The sequence below is a fragment of the Candidatus Poriferisocius sp. genome, assembly GCF_965204145.1.
Classification (GTDB): domain Bacteria; phylum Actinomycetota; class Acidimicrobiia; order Acidimicrobiales; family Bin134; genus Poriferisocius.
In genome coordinates, this window is record NZ_OZ241977.1 from 1802115 (window position 1) to 1820235 (window position 18121).

At 65.3% G+C, this 18121-nt stretch carries 14 protein-coding genes and 1 tRNA gene; 4 read left to right on the forward strand and 11 right to left on the reverse strand.

From position 1 onward, the window contains the following. The first annotated feature begins 12 nt into the window (after positions 1 to 12). On the forward strand, positions 13 to 1182 hold the full coding sequence (locus ACOGI7_RS08320) for an epoxide hydrolase family protein (RefSeq protein WP_419848299.1): 1170 nt from the start codon (positions 13 to 15) through the stop codon (positions 1180 to 1182). A gap of 8 nt (positions 1183 to 1190) precedes the next feature. Here ACOGI7_RS08320 and ACOGI7_RS08325 read toward each other — a convergent pair whose 3' ends face one another. Beyond that, a complete protein-coding gene (locus ACOGI7_RS08325; RefSeq protein WP_419848300.1) occupies positions 1191 to 2921 on the reverse strand; it encodes a DNA methyltransferase in 1731 nt (576 codons plus the stop codon). An 84-nt stretch (positions 2922 to 3005) separates the two neighbouring features. Between ACOGI7_RS08325 and ACOGI7_RS08330 the strand changes: the two genes are divergently transcribed. Then, positions 3006 to 4475, forward strand: coding sequence for a HEAT repeat domain-containing protein (locus tag ACOGI7_RS08330; RefSeq protein WP_419848301.1), 1470 nt, complete (start codon positions 3006 to 3008; stop codon positions 4473 to 4475). A gap of 19 nt (positions 4476 to 4494) precedes the next feature. Here ACOGI7_RS08330 and ACOGI7_RS08335 read toward each other — a convergent pair whose 3' ends face one another. After that, positions 4495 to 4848, reverse strand: a complete 354-nt coding sequence (locus ACOGI7_RS08335; protein ID WP_419848302.1) for a hypothetical protein — start codon at positions 4846 to 4848, stop codon at positions 4495 to 4497. Positions 4849 to 4869: 21 nt separating this feature from the next. Beyond that, positions 4870 to 5055 (reverse strand): hypothetical protein, encoded by a 186-nt coding sequence (locus ACOGI7_RS08340; protein WP_419848303.1) that lies wholly within the window; start codon positions 5053 to 5055, stop codon positions 4870 to 4872. Between the two features lie 240 nt (positions 5056 to 5295). Here ACOGI7_RS08340 and ACOGI7_RS08345 point away from each other — a divergent pair, with 240 nt between their 5' ends. Further along, positions 5296 to 6819 (forward strand): PQQ-binding-like beta-propeller repeat protein, encoded by a 1524-nt coding sequence (locus ACOGI7_RS08345; RefSeq protein ID WP_419848304.1) that lies wholly within the window; start codon positions 5296 to 5298, stop codon positions 6817 to 6819. A 36-nt stretch (positions 6820 to 6855) separates the two neighbouring features. Here ACOGI7_RS08345 and ACOGI7_RS08350 read toward each other — a convergent pair whose 3' ends face one another. The 7 genes from ACOGI7_RS08350 to ACOGI7_RS08380 all read right to left on the reverse strand — a co-directional run bounded on the left by ACOGI7_RS08350 (position 6856) and on the right by ACOGI7_RS08380 (position 15541). Next, positions 6856 to 7278, reverse strand: a complete 423-nt coding sequence (locus ACOGI7_RS08350; protein WP_419848305.1) for a type II toxin-antitoxin system VapC family toxin — start codon at positions 7276 to 7278, stop codon at positions 6856 to 6858. 10 nt (positions 7279 to 7288) lie between these two features. After that, positions 7289 to 7531 carry a FitA-like ribbon-helix-helix domain-containing protein gene (locus ACOGI7_RS08355; RefSeq protein WP_419848306.1) on the reverse strand — a complete coding sequence of 81 codons (243 nt, stop codon included), beginning with the start codon at positions 7529 to 7531 and terminating at the stop codon, positions 7289 to 7291. 202 nt (positions 7532 to 7733) lie between these two features. Further along, positions 7734 to 13598: a fibronectin type III domain-containing protein gene (locus ACOGI7_RS08360; protein WP_419848307.1), complete on the reverse strand. Its 5865-nt coding sequence runs from the start codon at positions 13596 to 13598 to the stop codon at positions 7734 to 7736. A gap of 202 nt (positions 13599 to 13800) precedes the next feature. After that, a complete protein-coding gene (locus tag ACOGI7_RS08365; protein WP_419848308.1) occupies positions 13801 to 14223 on the reverse strand; it encodes a type II toxin-antitoxin system VapC family toxin in 423 nt (140 codons plus the stop codon). After that, complete coding sequence (locus ACOGI7_RS08370; protein WP_419848309.1) at positions 14220 to 14534, reverse strand: type II toxin-antitoxin system prevent-host-death family antitoxin; 315 nt, start codon at positions 14532 to 14534, stop codon at positions 14220 to 14222. Before ACOGI7_RS08370 ends, ACOGI7_RS08365 begins: the two co-directional genes overlap by 4 nt. A 44-nt stretch (positions 14535 to 14578) precedes the next feature. After that, positions 14579 to 15463 (reverse strand): DMT family transporter, encoded by an 885-nt coding sequence (locus ACOGI7_RS08375; RefSeq protein ID WP_419848310.1) that lies wholly within the window; start codon positions 15461 to 15463, stop codon positions 14579 to 14581. 4 nt (positions 15464 to 15467) lie between these two features. Then, positions 15468 to 15541 (reverse strand) — tRNA-Val (locus ACOGI7_RS08380). Positions 15542 to 15719: 178 nt separating this feature from the next. Here ACOGI7_RS08380 and ACOGI7_RS08385 point away from each other — a divergent pair. Then, positions 15720 to 16853: an amino acid ABC transporter substrate-binding protein gene (locus ACOGI7_RS08385; protein ID WP_419848311.1), complete on the forward strand. Its 1134-nt coding sequence runs from the start codon at positions 15720 to 15722 to the stop codon at positions 16851 to 16853. Positions 16854 to 16905: 52 nt separating this feature from the next. On the opposite strand, the gene ACOGI7_RS08390 is transcribed toward ACOGI7_RS08385, so the two are convergent. Beyond that, the gene (locus ACOGI7_RS08390; RefSeq protein ID WP_419848312.1) at positions 16906 to 18120 is read right to left on the reverse strand and encodes a cation:proton antiporter; all 1215 of its coding nucleotides are present in this window, start codon (positions 18118 to 18120) and stop codon (positions 16906 to 16908) included. Position 18121 lies beyond the last annotated feature (1 nt).

Below are 18121 nucleotides of genomic sequence, written 5' to 3' on the forward strand. Positions count from 1 at the left end.
CACGCTGCGGGAATGAGCATTGAGCCGTTTGAGATCGACGTCCCCCAAACCGACCTAGACGACCTGCACCGGCGTCTGGCCATGACCCGCTGGCCCGACACGGTGCGTCCGGGCTGGGCCGACGGCGCCGACGTGGCCTACATGCGGGAGCTTTGCGAGTACTGGGCCGACGACTACGACTGGCGGGCCCGCGAGGCCTATCTCAACGCCTTTCCCCAGTTCACCGCCACTGCGGCCGGTGAGCGGGTGCACTTCTACCATGTGCGCTCGCCCGAGCCCGACGCCCTGCCCATGGTGCTCATCCACGGGTACATGGGCTCGGTGGTGGAATTCCGCGAGATGATGGGCCCGCTGTCCGATCCGGCAGCCCATGGCGGGAACCCGGGCGACGCCTTCCACGTGGTGGTCCCCTCGCTGCCCGGCTACGCCTTCTCCGGACCCACCGCCAACCCCGGCGTGGACATGCACCACTGCGCCGATGCCATCGCCGGGGTCATGGAGCAACTGGGCTACGACCGCTACATCGTGCAGGGGGGCGACTGGGGGGCGCTGGTCACCCGGCGCATAGCCGAGGCCTACGGCGACCGGCTCATCGCCGCCCACTTCAACATGCTCTTCGCCCAACCCACCGCCGAAGAGGCCGCCGACCCCGAGAAGATGATGGACGGAGTGACCGAGGCTGAGCAGGCGGCCCAAGCCAGGATGATCGAGATGATGGCCGGCGGCACCGGCTACATGGCCATGCTGAGCACCAAGCCCCAGACCCTGGCCGTAGCCCACAACGACTCCCCCGCCGGTCTGGCCGCCTGGTTCGTTGAGAAGTACCAGCACTGGTGCGACCTGGACGACGGCGACCTGGAGAGCGTGTTCACCAAAGACCAGCTGCTCGACAACGTGATGCTGTACTGGACCACCGCCACCGCGGCGTCATCCGGGCGGCTGTACCTGGAGTCGGCCCGCAAGGGGACCTCGGCGCTCGACCCGTGGGCCGGCCAGATCACCGTGCCCACCGGCCATGCCGTCTACCCCCGGGAGCTGCTGCAAACCCCGCGGGCATGGGCCGAGCGCCGCTACAACATCGTCCACTGGGCCGTGCAGCCCAAAGGCGGCCACTTCGCCCCCTTCGAGCAGCCCGAGCTGTTCACCGACGACCTGCGGACCTTCGGCCGCCTGTTCCGCTGAACAGCCCTTCAAATCACAAGGCCGCTGCGGCGGTCCACCGTTCGATGGTCCTTTTCGATGATCGCGGTCACGTAGCTGAGGTCGAGCCGACTGAGGTTCCAGTGCGAACGGAAGCCGTGGCGGAGCAGTTCGAGGTAGAGCAGACTGGGGCTGGATTCGGCCTGCCCAGAGAGATGCCGTCGAACGATCTCCTCCACGGCGGTCTCAGGAGGATCGACCAGTTCGCCAGCCACACCTTCAGCAGCGCGCATGGTGAGCATCAGGTCGAGTGTGGCTGTGTTCTCGAATCCGGATGCAAGCCCCTTCACTGAGCGTTGGCCCTTGTCCAGCATGGCGATGAGTTCCGGGACTACCTCCAGGCCAGCGGCTGCAATGGACCGCTGGAGTAGCTGCCACACCTTTCCAGAGCTGTTGCCGAAAAGCAGGGTGATGAACCCTCCCGGCTTCACAATACGGAGGCACTCTCGCAGGGCATCAGTCATGATCTGCTCGTATCGCTCAGCAGTCCGGACGGCGCCAGTGTCTACTCGGTCGATTACTGCCTCCTTGTCCGGGTCGGTGAACTCCGATAACCAGGCCTCTTGAAAGAGGTTCATGTCCGAGTAGAAGATATTGGCCCCGAAGGGCGGGTCGGTAAATACGTAGTCGACCGAATGATCTTCGATTGGCAGGTCATCGGCGCTCGCGCGCTGGTAGCTGATGCCATGATCATCTTCAGGGACCCAATTGAGACGAGTCCGACGTTCTGCGGCGATCCACCGGTCGGAGCGGATTGCAGCCTCGACCTTCCTGCTGAAGAGGTCGAAGACGTTCCACTCGTAGAACACCGGGGCAACGTAGTAATTGGCGTTTGCTGCATTGAGCGGGCGCTGACGGGACCACTGGTACCGCTTGCTCGCCCTGGTCAATATGGCCGTGAAGGCAAACCGCAGCTTGTCACGCAGGTCTGCTTCATCAACCTCGTCGATCCCGGCGCGTAGTGCAGCAAGAGCACAGAGATTGCGTTGAGAATAGAAGGAGGCCACAGATGTCAGACCGTGTCGACCAAGTGCAGAGGCAACATACATCTGACGAGACTCTTCGATGTCCACATCAGGCCACATCAGACCGGACGAGTCGGCTTCCTGAATCGCTGGTCGATGGGCCTGCTCTATCTGGGTCCGAGAGCAATCACAGGCAATCGAATCCACTACTGGCCTCTCATGGAGCCGCTGGCACCTACTCGAAACTGCCGCACCGCAGCCAGGGCAGGCCATCTGGGTCTTCTTCCAGTCGGCTGCTTCCAAGCAGTAGTAGAAGTTGAAACCTTGCCCGCAGGCTGGGCACTCCATGACCGCCGACCAAACCGTCTTGGCGATCTCTGCGTTGTCCCCGCAGAGTCCGCACTTCACGGCATACACCTCCCCAACACGCTTTCTCGCTTGATCGATGACCTCATCGGCCCTCTTGCGCAAGTGTTCTTCCGACACCTGGTTCACGTAGTTGGTCCCAATATGTCGGCCGAGCGCCGAAACGTCGTACAACCGTGCTCTCCGACCAGTCATGAGCGCGGCCACTCCAGTCATCCCCGAGCCTGCGAATGGGTCAAGTACGATTTCACCCTCTCGGGTGAAGGCCTCAATGAACGGCACGATGCCCGCCACCGGTACTTTGGTCAGGTACGCGTGGGCCATGTACACCGGGTCACTGCGCTTGACTGCAACCATCGACGGCAGGGCGGGAAGCCCGGTTTTGCTCACAACCCCGACCTTACCCACCATGGGTGACAGTAACGGGTAATGCGCCGGTACACTCCCGGCAGTCATGAGTGCAGGCAGTACCTAGTGGGCTTCAAAGAGGACGCAGACTTCGCACGCTTCGTATCGGTGGGCGCAATTGGAACTGCCTCGGTGGCCGACCACCTTCAAAATCAGCTCAATCATCAGCCGATTGAGCTCGAGCGCTATGCCATGGCCAACAAGGTTTGGCAGACGAAGGTCAAGCGGCTGCGGCTGCCTGATCTGTTGTGTGTGCGGTGTGGCTTGAGAGTGGAGTCGAGGGCAAAGTCGAAGCTCAAAATCATGCTGTCGCATTCGGATACGCCCGGCCGAGAGTGGGACGCGGGTGGAATGCGCCAGGATGACCTGTTCGCGTTCCTCCACACCGACATCAACCAGGATCCGCCGCATTGCGGCGCTCCCATCTTCTTTTCGACTGAGGCACTCCGAGCCAGCATCGCGCAAGCCAAGAGATCGGCACCGAAAGCAGCATCGGAAGGGTCCGAAATCACCCTCACATGGCCCTGTTGGGTTCCGACCAAACGAGGGCAGTATCTCGGTGTCGACGATGAAGACCGGATCGTGTTCTCAGGCGTGGACGAGAAAGTTCAGCGATACTGGCAATGGCGAGATTGGGGTGGTCCGAGATTTATCTACTCGGAACCGGGAGATTTCATAAGGGGCGGCGAACAAGTTCTCGCTGGAGTCGCCGAACAGACTTCCAACCCAATGTGCTCGGGAGACTCATGGGACTTGGCCGCGGCCCTACACTCCAGCGAGGCCGTCGAGCGGTATGCAGCGGTCAAAGCAGCAGGATCAATGGAGCTTCGCGAACTGTTCAGCACCCTGTCCAGTATGAGCAGCGACTCCAGCGAAGATTGGAGAGTCCGACTTGAGGCTCAGATCGCTCTAGCTCGGCTCGAACCCGACCCTTGGGTCAGGAAAATCACGGACCAGATTTCAGACACCGAGACTGAAGCCGATCAAAAGATGGAGGCAGTCTTGGCAATGTCCGAACTCCCGTCTGAAGCAGCGGCCATTGCTCTTGATCGGATTGCGGCGAAAACAGACCTTCCAAATGAACTGAGGGCGGCAGCAGCTTGGGGACTGGGACAAGGGGCAGCGCGGAACCCAGAATTGCTGATCGACCACTTCGTCGATCCGGACCCCATCATCGCTCTGCACGCAATTTCTTCCGTAGATGAACTCTCAAGTGATCTGCAGCGGAAGCTCGTCGGATGGATGGCCGAAGAAGGGGTGAACCGGGCTTCTGCTGCCGCCCAACTCCTTCAACGCCACGGCTGTGTCGACTCGCTTCTAGAAGCCACGCAATTTGGCGACAACGCTCGCCTATGGGCACTTCGAGCACTGGGAGAATTGCCCCCGGCATTGGTCAGGTGTCTAGCCGGAAGCCGACTAACTCCCGATATCGAACAGGTACTGCGCCCGATGTGGTTGGGACAGGACGATTGGCTCAGGCAGGACGGCAAAGAGGGTCTCGACGCCCTCGATGTTCAAAAGATCCGGTTCCGCTAAGCGTCGACTGGACTGATCGCTACGCGAATCGGGCGGAGCGCATGGCCAGGAGATCGCCGTCGGATGCCTCTAGCACCTCGCGGGCCTCGTCGGGGCCCTTCATGCGCAGCGGGCAGGACACGACTACGTCCATCACCTGGTTGAGCCGGCCGAAGGCAATCCAGCAGCCGATGGCTAGGGTCATCTCCACCACCAGATCTTCGCCGAAGTGCCCGACCATGCGGTCCATGAACTTCTGGTCGATGGACAGGTGGTCGACCGCGAATTTCTCCGCGTACTCCAGAGCATCGCGCTCGGCTTCGCTGAAGCCGTCGTATTCGTTGCGATTTCCGACGTTGAGGTAGTCGTCCTCGCTCAGTTCATATTGCGCCAACGACGCAATGCGGGTGTCCAGTCAAACCACGCATTCGTTGATCTGGGCGATCCTCATCCGCAGCAGCTCCCGCAACCGCACCGGGAGCTTGCTCTCGTTGTACACCGCGCCGCTGAACGCCGATGCCGGTCCGGACAGCGCCGGGGTCATCATCCACAGTCGGTGCAGCTCCTCTTCGGGGCCATCGGGAATCCGAATTCGTGCCATGCCTCCTCCTTGGCTGGGGTCGTCCCCACAGTACCGCCCCGTGTTCCTGTTGCCCCTACAGTCGATGGAATGGGCGCCAATGGCCGACGATTGACAGCCATCGCACTGGCCGTTGCGCTGGTCTTGTCAGCCTGTTCTTCATCTGAGAAGTCGGCCGAACCGCCAGCGCCGACGGCTGCTCCCGCATCACCGGCCGAACAGCCGCAGTCCCAAGCAACCGCTGAGGCCGAACCGACATCTATGCCCGAGCCAACGTCTGAGTTTAGGCCGACAGCCAGCGAATCGCCGGGCGGCAGCCCGCCTGAAGTCATAGAGCATGCCGCCGACTGGCCCCTGCCCAATCGGGACAACGCCGCCACCCGGGCTGTGTTCGACAGCCCCATCGACTCGTCCAACGTCCATCGCCTGGAAGTGGCCTGGACTGCCGAGGTTCCCGGCGGCAGCACCTGGGGCAACCTGGCCACGACCCCGCTCATCTTGGGCAACCGGGTGTACGTGGCCGGCCTCGACGGCGGGGTTCAGGCCATCGACCGAAAGACCGGCGAGGTTCTCTGGACGACGGGACGACGGGGTGGCATGTACGGCCCCTCGGGAGTGGTGGTGGGCTGGGGCAAGGTGTTCGCCACCAAGATCGGCTGGCGCCAGCGGGGCCAGCTCATCGCGGCCTATGACGCCGAGACCGGCGAGGAGATCTGGGCCACCGACATCACCGGTGGCGACCTCAGCGAGATCAACGTGCAGCCGTTCGCCTACAACGGATTGGTGTACGCGGCCACCAGTGGCTTCCCCGCCGGGGCGCGGGGCACCATCCACGCCTTGGACCAGGCCACCGGTGAGATCGTGTGGTCGTTCGCCACCGTGGAGGACGAAGACCTGTGGGGAAACCCCAGCATCAACAGCGGAGGCGGGGCATGGTATCCCCCCGCGCTGGACACCGAAACTGGCACGCTTTACTTCGGGGTGGGCAACCCCTACCCCTTCCCCGGCGCCCCCGGCTGGCCGGCGGGGTCGAGCCGTCCGGGCGACAACCGGTGGACCAGCGGCACGGTGGCCCTCGACGCGGCCACCGGCGAGCTGCGCTGGGGGTTCCAGGCCTTCCCCCACGACATCTTCGACCGCGACCACGTGCTGGTGACGCTGGCCCACGCCCAAGACCACGGCCTGGACCGCGACGTGCTGGTGACCGCGGGCAAAGGCGGGGTGGCGTTCGGCCACGATCCGGCCACCGGCGAGGTGCTGTGGCGCACTTCGGTGGGCCAGCACCAGAACGACCACCTGGAGAGCTTCGACAAGCCGGTCGAGGTGATGCCCGGCGCCCAGGGCGGCATGGTGACTCCGGTGGCAGCGGCCGACGGGGTGTTCTACGCCGTGGTGGTCAACGCCCCCAGCTTCTACGAGTCCGACCAGGTGGCCAGCGGCGGCGAGGGCACCCAGCTTTTCACCCGCCCTAGCAACGCGGTGGCCATCGACATCGCAACGGGCGACATCGTCTGGGACGTGGAGATCGTCTCCCAGTTCCCCGACGTTCCCGCCGCCGACGCGTTCGGCGGCATGACGGTGGTGAACGACCTCCTGTTCACGTCCACGTTCTTCGGAGAGCTATTGGCCCTCGATCGGGCCACTGGCGAGATCGTGTGGCACCACCAGGCAAAGGGGGCCACCAACGGCTGGCCCGCAGTGGCCGACGACATGATCATCTACCCCATCGGCCTTGTGGACGAGCCTGGAATCCCCCACCTGCTGGCCCTGCGCCTGAAGCCCTAGACCTCAGATGCGGTGCGGCCTAGTCCAACGGCGTTTTCAGCCACCCGCCCAAGGGTCGATGAGGTCGACTGCCATGCCTTCGAAGTGCCGGATGTTGCGAGTTGCCACGGCCATGTCGCGAGAACGGGCGATCGCCGCGATCTGGCCGTCGGACTGGGAAACGGGACGTCCATCTGCCCGGCAGGCAGCAGCGATGCCGGCGTATGCGCGTGCCGCATCACTGTCAAACGGCAGCACACGACCAGCGAAGACCTCACGCAGCATCGCCTCAACCTCAGTTTCCAGGGCGTCTCGACGCCGGCCCGCAGGCATTATGGCAATGCCATAGAGCAACTCCGCCTCGCTCACTGCGGAGAGGAACATGGTGGTTGCTGCGCGCTCTGCCACCCATGCTTCAACTGCTGAATCCGGCAACGGGCGCATCAATTCAGAGACAACGTTGGTGTCGAGAACAATCACCGCTCCTGCCTCATTCGAAACGAGGCGGTTCTGGCATGGCCTCTCTTGGGGGCAATTCCAACTCCACCCCCCCGAGATGGGCAAAGCGTTCGCGAATTGCAGCAGCAAGATCGGTGGGGCCCACGTCCTGCTCAACGGCGTCGCGCAAGATCAAACGGGCCTCCTCTTCCATTGAACGCCCGTGGCTGGCCGCCAGTACACGGAGCCGCTTCTTCACTTCATCGTCAAGATTGCGAATGGTGATGCTCGCCATTTCTTCTCTTGCCTTCTTTCGCCTCCCACAAGCCTACCGTGACATGGCGATTGCAATGCAATCACCTTCACCTCAAAGAGATCATGGGCGATGGCTGAACTCGCAGTAATCATCCACGGCGAGCGGGCCGGAACGGTCTCAGACGGCAGGGACGGGCGGGCGCTTTTCTCCTACAGCGGCGAGTACCTTTCAGGTGGCTGTCTTATGGGGTGGGGGCCTGGGGGGTGGTTTGGGGGCCTTTGATTCTTATCCATTGGCTGGAGTGGGGGCTGTCTTCGCCGGTTCTGGGGCCGGTGAATGAGCGGACGAACACGCCGGTGGGGACGCCGTTTTGGAGGCCGGTGATGGTATAGGCGGCGGTGCCGCCCTCGACGACGATGCCGTCGTTGTGGTGGCCTCTGGGCCCGGCTGGGTTGGCCCAGACTCCGGCGACCTGGCTCCAGCGCAGGGCGTGGCGGATGTCGTCGTCGGCCTCGCCGGCTCGCGGCGACACGATCCAGGTGATGGTGAGGGTGCCGTCGCCGGGCACGGCCTGGACGTTGAACGGCTCGAGCCTGCCGTCGCCGGGATGCTCGGGCTGCGGGTCCTCGGGCTGCGGGTCCTCGGGCTGCGGGTCCTCGGGCTGCGGGTCCTCGGGCTGCGGGTCCTCGGGCTGCGGGTCCTCGGGCTGCGGGTCCTCGGGCTGCGGGTCCTCGGGCTGCGGGTCCTCGGGCTGTTGGGGGAGGGTGGTGGTGTTGTGGGTGCGGGGGCCTTTGCCGGTTTCGTTTTGGGCTCGTACCCATATGTTGCAGGTTGTGCCGGGTTTGAGGTTGCGGAAGGTGGTGGTGGTTTTGGGTGCGTCGACGGTGCGGTGTTTGCCGTTTCTGCCGCATCTGATGTGCGCGATGTAGTGGTCGGGGGCGCCGCCGACAGCGGGGGGCTGCCAGGAGACGGTCACGTTGCGCGGTCTCGCGGCCAGCGACAGGCCGGTCACCGCCCCGGGCGCCTCGACGGTCGTGTCGGCGACCGCGACCGACACCGAGTCGACCGCGATGGCGTCGTATCGGGTGTCGCTGCTTGTGGCCTGGTGGGTGACGGTGGCGGTTTCGTCGTGGGTGTCGGGGTCGGCCACCCCGGTGACGGTGAAGGTCTGGGGGGTGTCCCAGTCGGCGGGGGTGAAGGTCGCCGACGCGGGCGACACAGTTGCGGCGGCGGGGTCGCTGCTCTCAGGGGTGATGGTGACGTCGTGGGCGGGTCTCGCGTCCAAAACGGCGGTGTAGGTGGCGGTTGTGTTCTCGTCGGTGTTGAGCGTCAGCGGTGTGACGGTGACCGCGGGCGGCTCCGGGACGGGGTCGGTGGTGGTGGTCAGCGTGTAGGTGGTGGTGGTGTAGGCGTCGGCGGCGGTGACGGTGACCTCGAACGCGACGGGCTCATGGAAGGTGTAGCCGGTGCTCAGCGACCACCAGCCGATGCCGGTGTTCCAGCCGGGGGCGGTGAAGGTCGCCTCGGGGTGCTGCGTGCGGATCTTGGCCAGCACGGAGATGTAGGGGGCCTGCTGTGCGGTGTGGTGGATGGTGTAGTCGGCGGTGTCGGGGTCGAACGCGGGAGACAGCGCCCACCCGTCGGGCAGAGACAGCGATGCGAGGCGGGCGTTGTCGGACTTGCCCGGTATGGGCTTTCTGGGCTTGTCGCGCTCGCGCTTTTCCGCCGCGGTCTTCTCCGCGGCGAGGCTGGTCGGTCTGGCCTCGGCCGCGCCGGGGGGCGCGCCGGTGTCGTGGTTCAAGATCGTGATGACCATCCCGCGGCCCTCGAACCCCTCGGCTGTGGGTTTGACGATGATGGTCTCGCCGCTGTCCTCGTGCGCGTCGTCGACGATGCGCAAAAACACCCGGTGGTAGCCGGTCTCGCCCTCGGCGAAGAACACATAGGGCGCCGTGGTGACCTTGGCCTGCCGGTCGGGCGGCACGAACGGGTCATAGGAGTTCAGCCACTCGTAGTCCACCCCCGCGGTCGCGGTGCTCGCCGGGTCCACCTCGAGCTCGACCCGCAGCCCGCCGGGCGGGGCGGGCTCGCTGATCCAGATCGGCAGCGAGTAGAACGCCCCGGCGGGCTCGTCGGGGTCCTTGCCCCTGACGTCGACGATGCTCCCCGCAGGCGGGGTCTCGCGCACGTGCATCGGGAACGCGCCGAGGCGGTCGGGCCGGTTCGTGGTGGACTCCATCCACAGCAGCGGCGTGTACACCAAAGCCAGGTCCGCCGTGTCGCCCGCAGACCAGCCCAGACCGGCGCCGGACCACGCGAACAACATGGGGGCGCGGCCCAAGACGGCCTCGTAGTTGTAGGACTCGCCGGTGAGCAGCGGAAACACCTCGCCGTCGACGACCAGCGACAGGAACATCCACTCGCCCAGCACCGACTCCAACGCGAAGCTCAACGTGCCCGCCCCCGAGTCCTGATGGGCCAGAGTGCTCGAGCCCAAGTGGACGTAGTGGCCCGAGCCGAGGTTGACATAGGCCACGCCGACGGGCGAGCCCCGGAAGGCCACCCTGCCCGCCGACATCGCCGACGAGCAGACCGGCCCGGTGCGGGAATCGCCGGGCGCGCCGCAGCCCACCGCGGACGCCGAGCGGCCGTGGCCCAGCCCGAACGACACCTCGCCCACCGTCAGGTCCGACTCCCACACCACCCGCTGATTTGCCGGAAGCACCCGCACCGCCACCGGCGACGACCAGAAACTCGGCCCCTCCGCATCAGAGGCCCGCACCCGCACCACATAGCGGCCGTAGGTGTCCAGCCCCGCGATCCGCTCCGTCGTGCCGGTGCCCGAATGACCGGTGTCCACCCAGCCCGTAGCAGGATCGCCCGCCGTCGTCGCCGCCCGGTCCGGGGCGCTTTGGCGCCTGTACTCCACGTCATAGCCGACCACCGCGAAATCAGGGTCGCTCGGAGCGGTCCACGACACGTCGATCGTCCCCTCGGAGGTCTCCAAGGTCAGCCCCGTCGGGACGGTGCCCAGCTTGATCTGGAGCTGCACCACCTGCCCCTCCGCCCACGCCGGGCCGCCGCTCCACTGCTTGGAGTGATCGGCGTCGGTGACGTCGGGATTGGCGAACGGGAACTGCGCATCGCCCACCTGGAGCACATAGGCCCTCAGCCCGGCGGGAAACACCGGCCCGGCATCGCTAATCACCAAAGACAGGGCGCCTGCGTTGACCGAAAGCGAACTGATGCCGTAGGTCGCGCCGTCGAGGACGAAGTCGTTGTCCTCGATCACCGGCGAGCCGACGTTCTGGCACGACAGCGGCGACGTCGCGCCGCCGGGGAGATGGCAGCCGAAAAACCCCGCGCCTAGATCGGCCACCACGAGCTTCGCGGCCCAGATCGTCCCCTCGGGCAGCGGGATGGCGCGCACCGCATCAGACCAGCCGCCCGCGCCCTGCGTGTTCGCCGCCAGCACCCGCACCTCGTACTGCGTCAAATTGGCGAGACCGGCGATCACCAGGGACAGCCCCGACCCCGCCGGGGCCACGCGCCCCGCCGACACCCACCCGTCAGCCGGGTCGCCGGTCGGGTTGTCCAGCCGGTCCGGCGCGGCGCGCTCCTTGTACGACACCTGATAGAAGACGATCGCCGAACCCCCAACATCGCCCGGCGCCCGCCACGACGCCGTCAACTCCCCGTCCCCGGCCGCAACCGCCAAACCGGCCGGAACGCCCGGCGTCACCAAAGACTTCAGAATGCGCAGCTCCACCGACTGGCCCGACGCCCACTCGCTCCACACCAAACCGCTCACCAGCCACTGCACATCGGTCGAATCCGCCAGGCCCTCGACGAACGAGAACTCAGCATCGCCCACCACCAGCGTGTAATCCGACCTGAGACGACTCTCGGAGATGTCGGTGAAGAACTCCAGGCGGAGGTGATTCGGGCAGGGCGACATGCTGTCGTCACCGCAATTGGACTCGTACTCCAGCCTCAGACTCGTAATCGAAAAATCGTTCCCCCCGGTCTCGAAGGTGCTGTCGGTCAGCGCCGTGGAGCACGCCGACGCGCCCGAACCCCCACAGCCCCGCGTGCCGGTGCCTAGGATCACGGCTGAGACCGTCTTGGAAGTCAACGTCGCCGACCACACCTCCCGCTGACGCGCCGGCGCCCCAGACACCACCGCGCTCCACGCGCCCGCGTCGATCGAGTTCACCGCCCGCACCCGCACGTCATAACCCCGGTAGTTCACCAGGCTCCCGCCCGAGGGCACCAGCTTCAAGCTGACCGCGCTGCCCGCGGTCAAGATCTCGTCTGCATGCGCCCACATGGCTATGGTGCCGCCGCCGCTGATCGTGGCGTCGGCCAGAGCGAACTCGTCGTCGCCCACATGCAGGACAGAGCCCTTGAGCGTGTCGCTGATGACGTTGTCGAAGGTGACCCACACATTCCTGGAGGAGCCGTACTGGGCGATGCGGGTGACCGAGAACGCCGTCCCGCCCAAGGTGAAGTCGTCGTCGGACAGCGTCGCCGCGGCAGTGCACTTGTTCGCCGCGGCCGACTCGGCGTTCTCACAGCCAACGGCCGCGAGATTCCGGATGTTCTTGGGCGTCAGCGTCGCCTCCCACACCGGCTCCGGCTCGCCCAGCACAGCGGCGCGGATCCCCGTGCCCGAGTGCGGGACGGGCACCCAGCCGTCGCCGGGGCCTCTGCCGGCTGGGCTGCCGTCGCTGGTGACGAGCGACAGCCGGACCTGCTGGCCGTCGGTCCACGTCACGCCGGAGCTCGTCCAGCTGGTGGAGCTGAAGTCCCGGAAGGGCGACAGCGAGAAACGGGAGCCGCCGACGACCAGCGAATAGTCCGCGAGGTCACCGATATCGGTGCTGAAGCCCATCACCAACTCGCCGGTCGACGAACTGAGATCGAGCTCAATGACTGTGTACTCGACGCCGCCCAGGCTGAAGCCGGCATCGTCGAGGGCGACAGAACAGGCATCGAGGACGCTGAAGTCAGTGCAGCCAAAAAATTGCGCGCTGCGGTCCACGGTCAGCGTCGCTTCCCACAACACGTCAGACCCGCGGTCCGGCGCCGAGGACTCCTTGTACTGCACCTCATAACCGGTGACCTCCGAATCGCCCGGGTCGTCGGGCGGCTGCCAGTAGGCGTTCAGCCGCCGGTCGCCCGCCGCCGCGCCCACGCCCTTGGGCTTGTCGGGCGCCTGGGACGGCTCCAGGCGCATCTGCACCGCGGTGCCCGCGGTCCAACTCAAGCTGGAGCTCCACTGGACGCTAGTGCCGGATTCGCCGGCCAGGGGGAACTTGTCGCCGCCCACGTGCAGCGTGTAGCCCGTGAGCGCGTCGGGGATACTGGCGCTGAACTCGACCTCCAGAAGCTTGGTGGAGTTCAGCACCCCGATGTAGGTGATCGACAGCGTCGTGCTGCCCAGCGTGAAGTTGTTGTCGTCGAGCGTCGCCGTGGTGCTGCACTTGTTGGCCGCAGTCGTATCGTCGGTGTCACAGCCCAACGCCAAGTTGTTCACGATGCTCTTGGGCGTCAGCGTGGCCTCCCACAGGATCGAGTCGTCCAGGATGAATAAATCCTGGCTCGACGCCGCGCTGTCCACGGTGTAGGGCTCGCCCGCGACCGCGGTCATCAGGAACCGGACGGTCTCGTTGCGGCCCTCGAAGCCGCCGTCGTCGTTGACGTAGTCCGCCACCGCGTGCACCGTGAAGGAGGCCTGGGCCGCTCCCGCCGGCAGCACCAGATGGCCGCTGGCGTCCAGCCCCGACACCGTGTAGTCCTCAGGAGAGGTGGCGTGGTCGCTGCTGTGGGTGATCAGCACACGGCTGTCAGAGGCCAGCGCCGGGCTGATATTGACTGTGAACGTTATGTCGGTGCCCTCAGAGGTGATGACGGTGGACTCGTGGAACCTCAGCGTCGAGGCCGACTGAGCCGCCGCCGGACGCTCAGCAGGCGCCAGCAGCCCCGCGAACACCCCCAGAACCATCAACAGCGCCGCCAGCGTCCGGGGTGCCCCCGCGAACCGCCTCACCCGCCGGACCACCATCACGCCCCGACGACGCATATCGGGGGGGGGGGGGGTCACTGCAACAGAACCCGACACAGCACGCCGCAAACGAAGAAACGACATCACTTCAAACTCCCGATCCGTTATCAAGGCCGCGAACGCAACCCCAAACTCCAACAGGCCCCAAAGCCCGCCCAACACCAATTCTATCCCACAAAACCCCAACACCACGCCAACCGACGGACACGCACGCCACTGCCCTCAGACGCGTTCGCGGGTGTCAGCCCAGGTCGAACAGCTCCAACCGATTTGTCCGACTCGCCCACGCCGATATCTGGGTATCGGCTGTGGCAAGGCGGAGGCCGCCATTGAGCGCGGTGGAGACGATCATCCGGTCCATTGGATCCTTGTGGAACCCGTCGTCTCCCAACTGAACCGCCTTGACCATGATGTCTCCGGTTGGGGCAATCTCCCGGAGGCCATCGGAGAGAAGCCGCAATCGCAGACTGGAAGTGGGTGGCATCTGGGACATGCCGTTCCTGGGCTTGCGCCGGATGTGCTCCAATTCCCAAAACGTGACGGAGGAAACCGCTGCTTCACCAACCAGCATCGCGGCATCGATCTCATCCATGCGATCGCCGCTCATTTTCCTTGTATCCCCAGTGGCACACCAAACGAGGACGTGCGTATCGAGCAGGATCACGAGCGGGGCTCATCGGCAGGTGCGGGATTCAACCACCACTGCTGGTTGCTATCCCACTCGCCCATGATCTCATCCCATTCCTCTTCGGTGAACGCTCCTTCGGAGGGGTCGTCAATCGCAGGCATCATCCCCTTGTACCGGCCGTGGATTCCCCGAGGCTCGAACCCCGCTGGCACCAGACGAGACACTGGGCGGCCGTGCTTGGTGATGACGATCTGCTCACCAGTGTCATTCACCTCGTCCATGAGCTTTAGGCACTTCGCCTTGAACTCTCCAGCAGGGATGGTGCGATAGGGCGTCTCCGGCGACATGGCTCAAGGATAACAGCCTTTGGAAATGATGACCATTTAATAGGTCATGCCTTTGGCGTTGTTTTGGGGCGGGTGGTGGCGATGGTGCCGTAGAAGACGCCGATGAGCACGATGACGGCGCCGACGGCGGCGACCGGACGGGGGAATTCACTGAAGAATGCGGCGGCCCATATCGTGCCGGCCACGGTCTCGATGGGGGCGAACAGGGCCACGTCGGCCACTGGGGCGAAGCGGGGGGCGTTGGACAGGGCCAGGCGGCCGAAGGGGTTGAACGCCAGGCCCATGGCGGCGATCGACAGGTACGCCCGCAAGTCGAGTGACAGTGGCGATGCCCAGTAGATCAGGGCCACCACGGTCATCACCCCGCCGATGGACAGTCCCACCAGGCGGCTCATGTCGGGATACCGGCGCCACATGGTCAGGCTCACCGCGAAGCCCACGATGGCCACCACGCCCAAGAGATCGCCGGTGAGGGTGGGCTCCCCCACCGAGCTGGACACAATCGCCCCGATGCCCGCCATCGTGATGGCGATGGCGATAGCCGTTGTTCGGTTGATGCGCTCCCTCAGCCATATCCAGGCGCACACCGCGGCCATCAGCGGCACCGCGGCCACGATGGCCACCACGTTGGCCACTCGGGTCTGGGTGACGGCGATGACGAAGCTGAGCTGGCTACCCCCGGTGAGCGCCCCGATGACCAGCTGCTGCCAGGGGTGGCGGCGGAACGCCTCCAGCGGCCAGCAGCCGTCCACCCGATGGCTCAGCGCGGTGTAGAGGGGAACCGAGCAGCACGCCACCCAGAAGGAGACATCCACGGCGTCGGCCTCCGAGAGCCGGATCCACAGGGAGTCGGTGGAAACCGACAGCATCCCCACCCCGGCGAGCAGCCAGCCCAGCCGCCGCCGATCACTGGACTGGGCGACATCCATTCGGTGGGCCGTAAGGGACTCGAACCCCTGACCCCCTGCGCGTCATGCAGGTGCTCTAGCCAACTGAGCTAACGGCCCGGAATGCGCCAGGCTAGCAGGATCAGGGGCAATCCCCAGACTCAGTTCCGCGACTGGGAGGTGTCCCACGGGGCTGGAAACACATATGTGTCACCGGAATCGTCGCAGGGTCTAAGGTTGTCGAGGGCCAATCGCCCGCTTCGGTTGCTTTCTTGAGCCTCGGGATAGGAGCAGATTCATGCAAAAGACCATCCGCCACTTCTTGCCCGTGCTCGGGTTGGTGCTGGCCTTCTCGCTGGTCGCCGCCTCGTGCGGCAACGACGATGACGACGGCGCCGCCCCAGCGGCCCCCGAAGCCACTGCGGCCAGCACCGAGGCCCCAGAGGTCACTGAACCAGAAGAGACCGTCACCGTCGTTCCTCAACAAGCCGGCGGAACCTTGCAGGCGGTGCTGGACCGCGGCCATGTGCTGTGCGGCTCCAGGGATGATCTTCCCGGATTCGCGCTGTTGAACGAAGAAGGCGAATATGTGGGCTTCGACATCGACATGTGCCGGGTGCTGGCTGCTGCCATATTCGGGGACTCCGACGCCATGGAGATCGTGCCGGTCACCAGTGCCGAGCGCTTCACCGCCCTTGCATCAGGGCAATTCGACGTGATGAACCGCAATACCACTTGGACGGCCACCCGCGACGGGTCCGAAGGCGCCAACTTCAACTTCATCTACTACTACGACGGCCAAGGCCTCATGGTGCCAGCCTCCACTGGCTTCACCACGCTGGAAGACCTCGCCGACGCCAACATCTGCGTGAGCACCGGCACGACCACCGAGCTGAACCTCACCGCGGTGTTCGCCGCCCGGGGCATCCCGTTCAACCCGGTCACGTTCGAGGGCTTCGACACCCTGGTGCCGGCCTACCAGGAGGGTCAGTGCGAGGCGATGACCTCCGACACCAGCGTGCTCGGCGTGTTCAAGTTCGAGATCGAGGGGGATGACGGTCCCGCCCAGCACATCATGACCGAGATCATCTCCAAGGAGCCCCTCGGCCCGGTGGTGCGCGACGGCGACACCGAATGGGCGCAGGTTGTGAATTGGGCCATCATGGCCACCGTCCAGGCCTGGGAGTTCGGACTCGACTCCGCCAACATCGCCGGCTACGACGGCACCGACCCCAACATCTTGAACTTCCTGGGCCGCGACGGCTTCGACCCCGGCTTGGGCCTGCCCCCCGACTTCGCGGTGCAAGTGGTCTCACAAGTGGGCAACTACGAGGAGATCTACAACCGCCACCCGCAGCTCGGAACGCTGGCCGGCAGCGCCAACGACCTCTGGACCAACGGCGGCCTCATGTACGTCCCGCCCTACCGCTAGACCAAACGGCTCAATTCGCCCGCCCCAAACGAGGCGGCTGGCGAGATGGTCCTCAGCGTCGCCTGCGAACCCCTTGAGCGAGGCGAGATGTCCGCTGCCACCGGGATCGGTGGTGCCTGGTCGGGGTGCGGAGGGTGATGGAGTCGGAGAACTGGTAGAACACGGCGCCGATGAGGGTGAGGATGATGACGTAGGTGGCGGCCAGCGCGCCGAGATCGCTCTCGCGTGTGATGCCCAGTTCGGCGATGACGATCGAGAACTCCCCGTGGGCGATGAGGGCGGCTCCGGTGCGGACCCGGCCGGGTTTGCCGATGCTGGCTCGACCAGCTGCGATCCAGCCGGTGGCGAACTTGGTGGCGATGGTGACGGCGGCGATGACGACCGCGGCCACGGCGACATCGGGGACGAGGTCGAGGTCGACTTGCAGGCCGAAGAACACGAAGAAAACCGCAGCAAAGAGGTTGCGCAGCGGCAGCAGCAGTCCGCGGGCATGCGAGACGATGTCGCCCGACAGTGCGACGCCCACCACAAAGGCTCCTACTGCCGTCGACAGGTTGAGGCGCCCGGCGATGCCGGCGAAGAGCAGCGTTCCGCCGAGCAGGGTCAACAACAGCGCCTCGCTGGATTGGCTCAATGCCATGGCACTCAGCCGGTCGCCGAAAAAGTAGGCGGCCGCGAGCACCGCAATTACCACCAGCAATGAGACGATAACGGTGACGGTGGTGCTGAGCAGCGAGCCGCCGAAGAGCACGCCCGACACGATGGGCAAATAGAGCACCATGGCGAGGTCTTCGATGACGAGCACGCTGAGGATCACCGACGTCTCGTGGTTGCCGATGCGGTCGAGGTCGGCGACGAGCTTCGCCACGATGCCCGACGACGAAATGTAGGTCACGCCGCCGAGCAAGACGGCAACGATCGGGTCGAAGCCCAGCAGAAGACCGGCTACGAAACCGGGCGGGAAATTCAGGGCGATGTCGACGATCCCGGCCAGCGTCGACCGGCGCACGTTGTCGATCAGCTCGTGGGCGGAGAACTCGAGTCCCAGCATCAGCAGCATCAAGATGACGCCGATTTCGGCCCCCACCTCGATGAACTCCTCCGACGCCGGCAACTCGACGAGTCCGCCATCGCCCAGGGCCAGTCCCACCATCAGGTACAGCGGAAGTGCGGGCAGGCCGACCCTTCGAGCCAGGCGGGCGACGATCGCCAAGACCAGGACCACCGCCCCGAGCTCGATCACAAACAGATCGCCGGCCGTGTGCATG

Coding starts and splice junctions, on each gene's coding strand:
- ACOGI7_RS08320 (WP_419848299.1), top strand. CDS start 13: ATGAGCATTGAGCCGTTTGAGATCGACGTCCCCCAAACCGACCTAGAC.
- ACOGI7_RS08340 (WP_419848303.1), bottom strand. CDS start 5,055: ATGGCACGAATTCGGATTCCCGATGGCCCCGAAGAGGAGCTGCACCGA.
- ACOGI7_RS08345 (WP_419848304.1), top strand. CDS start 5,296: ATGCCCGAGCCAACGTCTGAGTTTAGGCCGACAGCCAGCGAATCGCCG.
- ACOGI7_RS08355 (WP_419848306.1), bottom strand. CDS start 7,531: ATGGCGAGCATCACCATTCGCAATCTTGACGATGAAGTGAAGAAGCGG.
- ACOGI7_RS08370 (WP_419848309.1), bottom strand. CDS start 14,534: ATGTCGCCGGAGACGCCCTATCGCACCATCCCTGCTGGAGAGTTCAAG.
- ACOGI7_RS08375 (WP_419848310.1), bottom strand. CDS start 15,463: ATGGATGTCGCCCAGTCCAGTGATCGGCGGCGGCTGGGCTGGCTGCTC.
- ACOGI7_RS08385 (WP_419848311.1), top strand. CDS start 15,720: ATGCAAAAGACCATCCGCCACTTCTTGCCCGTGCTCGGGTTGGTGCTG.
- ACOGI7_RS08390 (WP_419848312.1), bottom strand. CDS start 18,120: ATGCACACGGCCGGCGATCTGTTTGTGATCGAGCTCGGGGCGGTGGTC.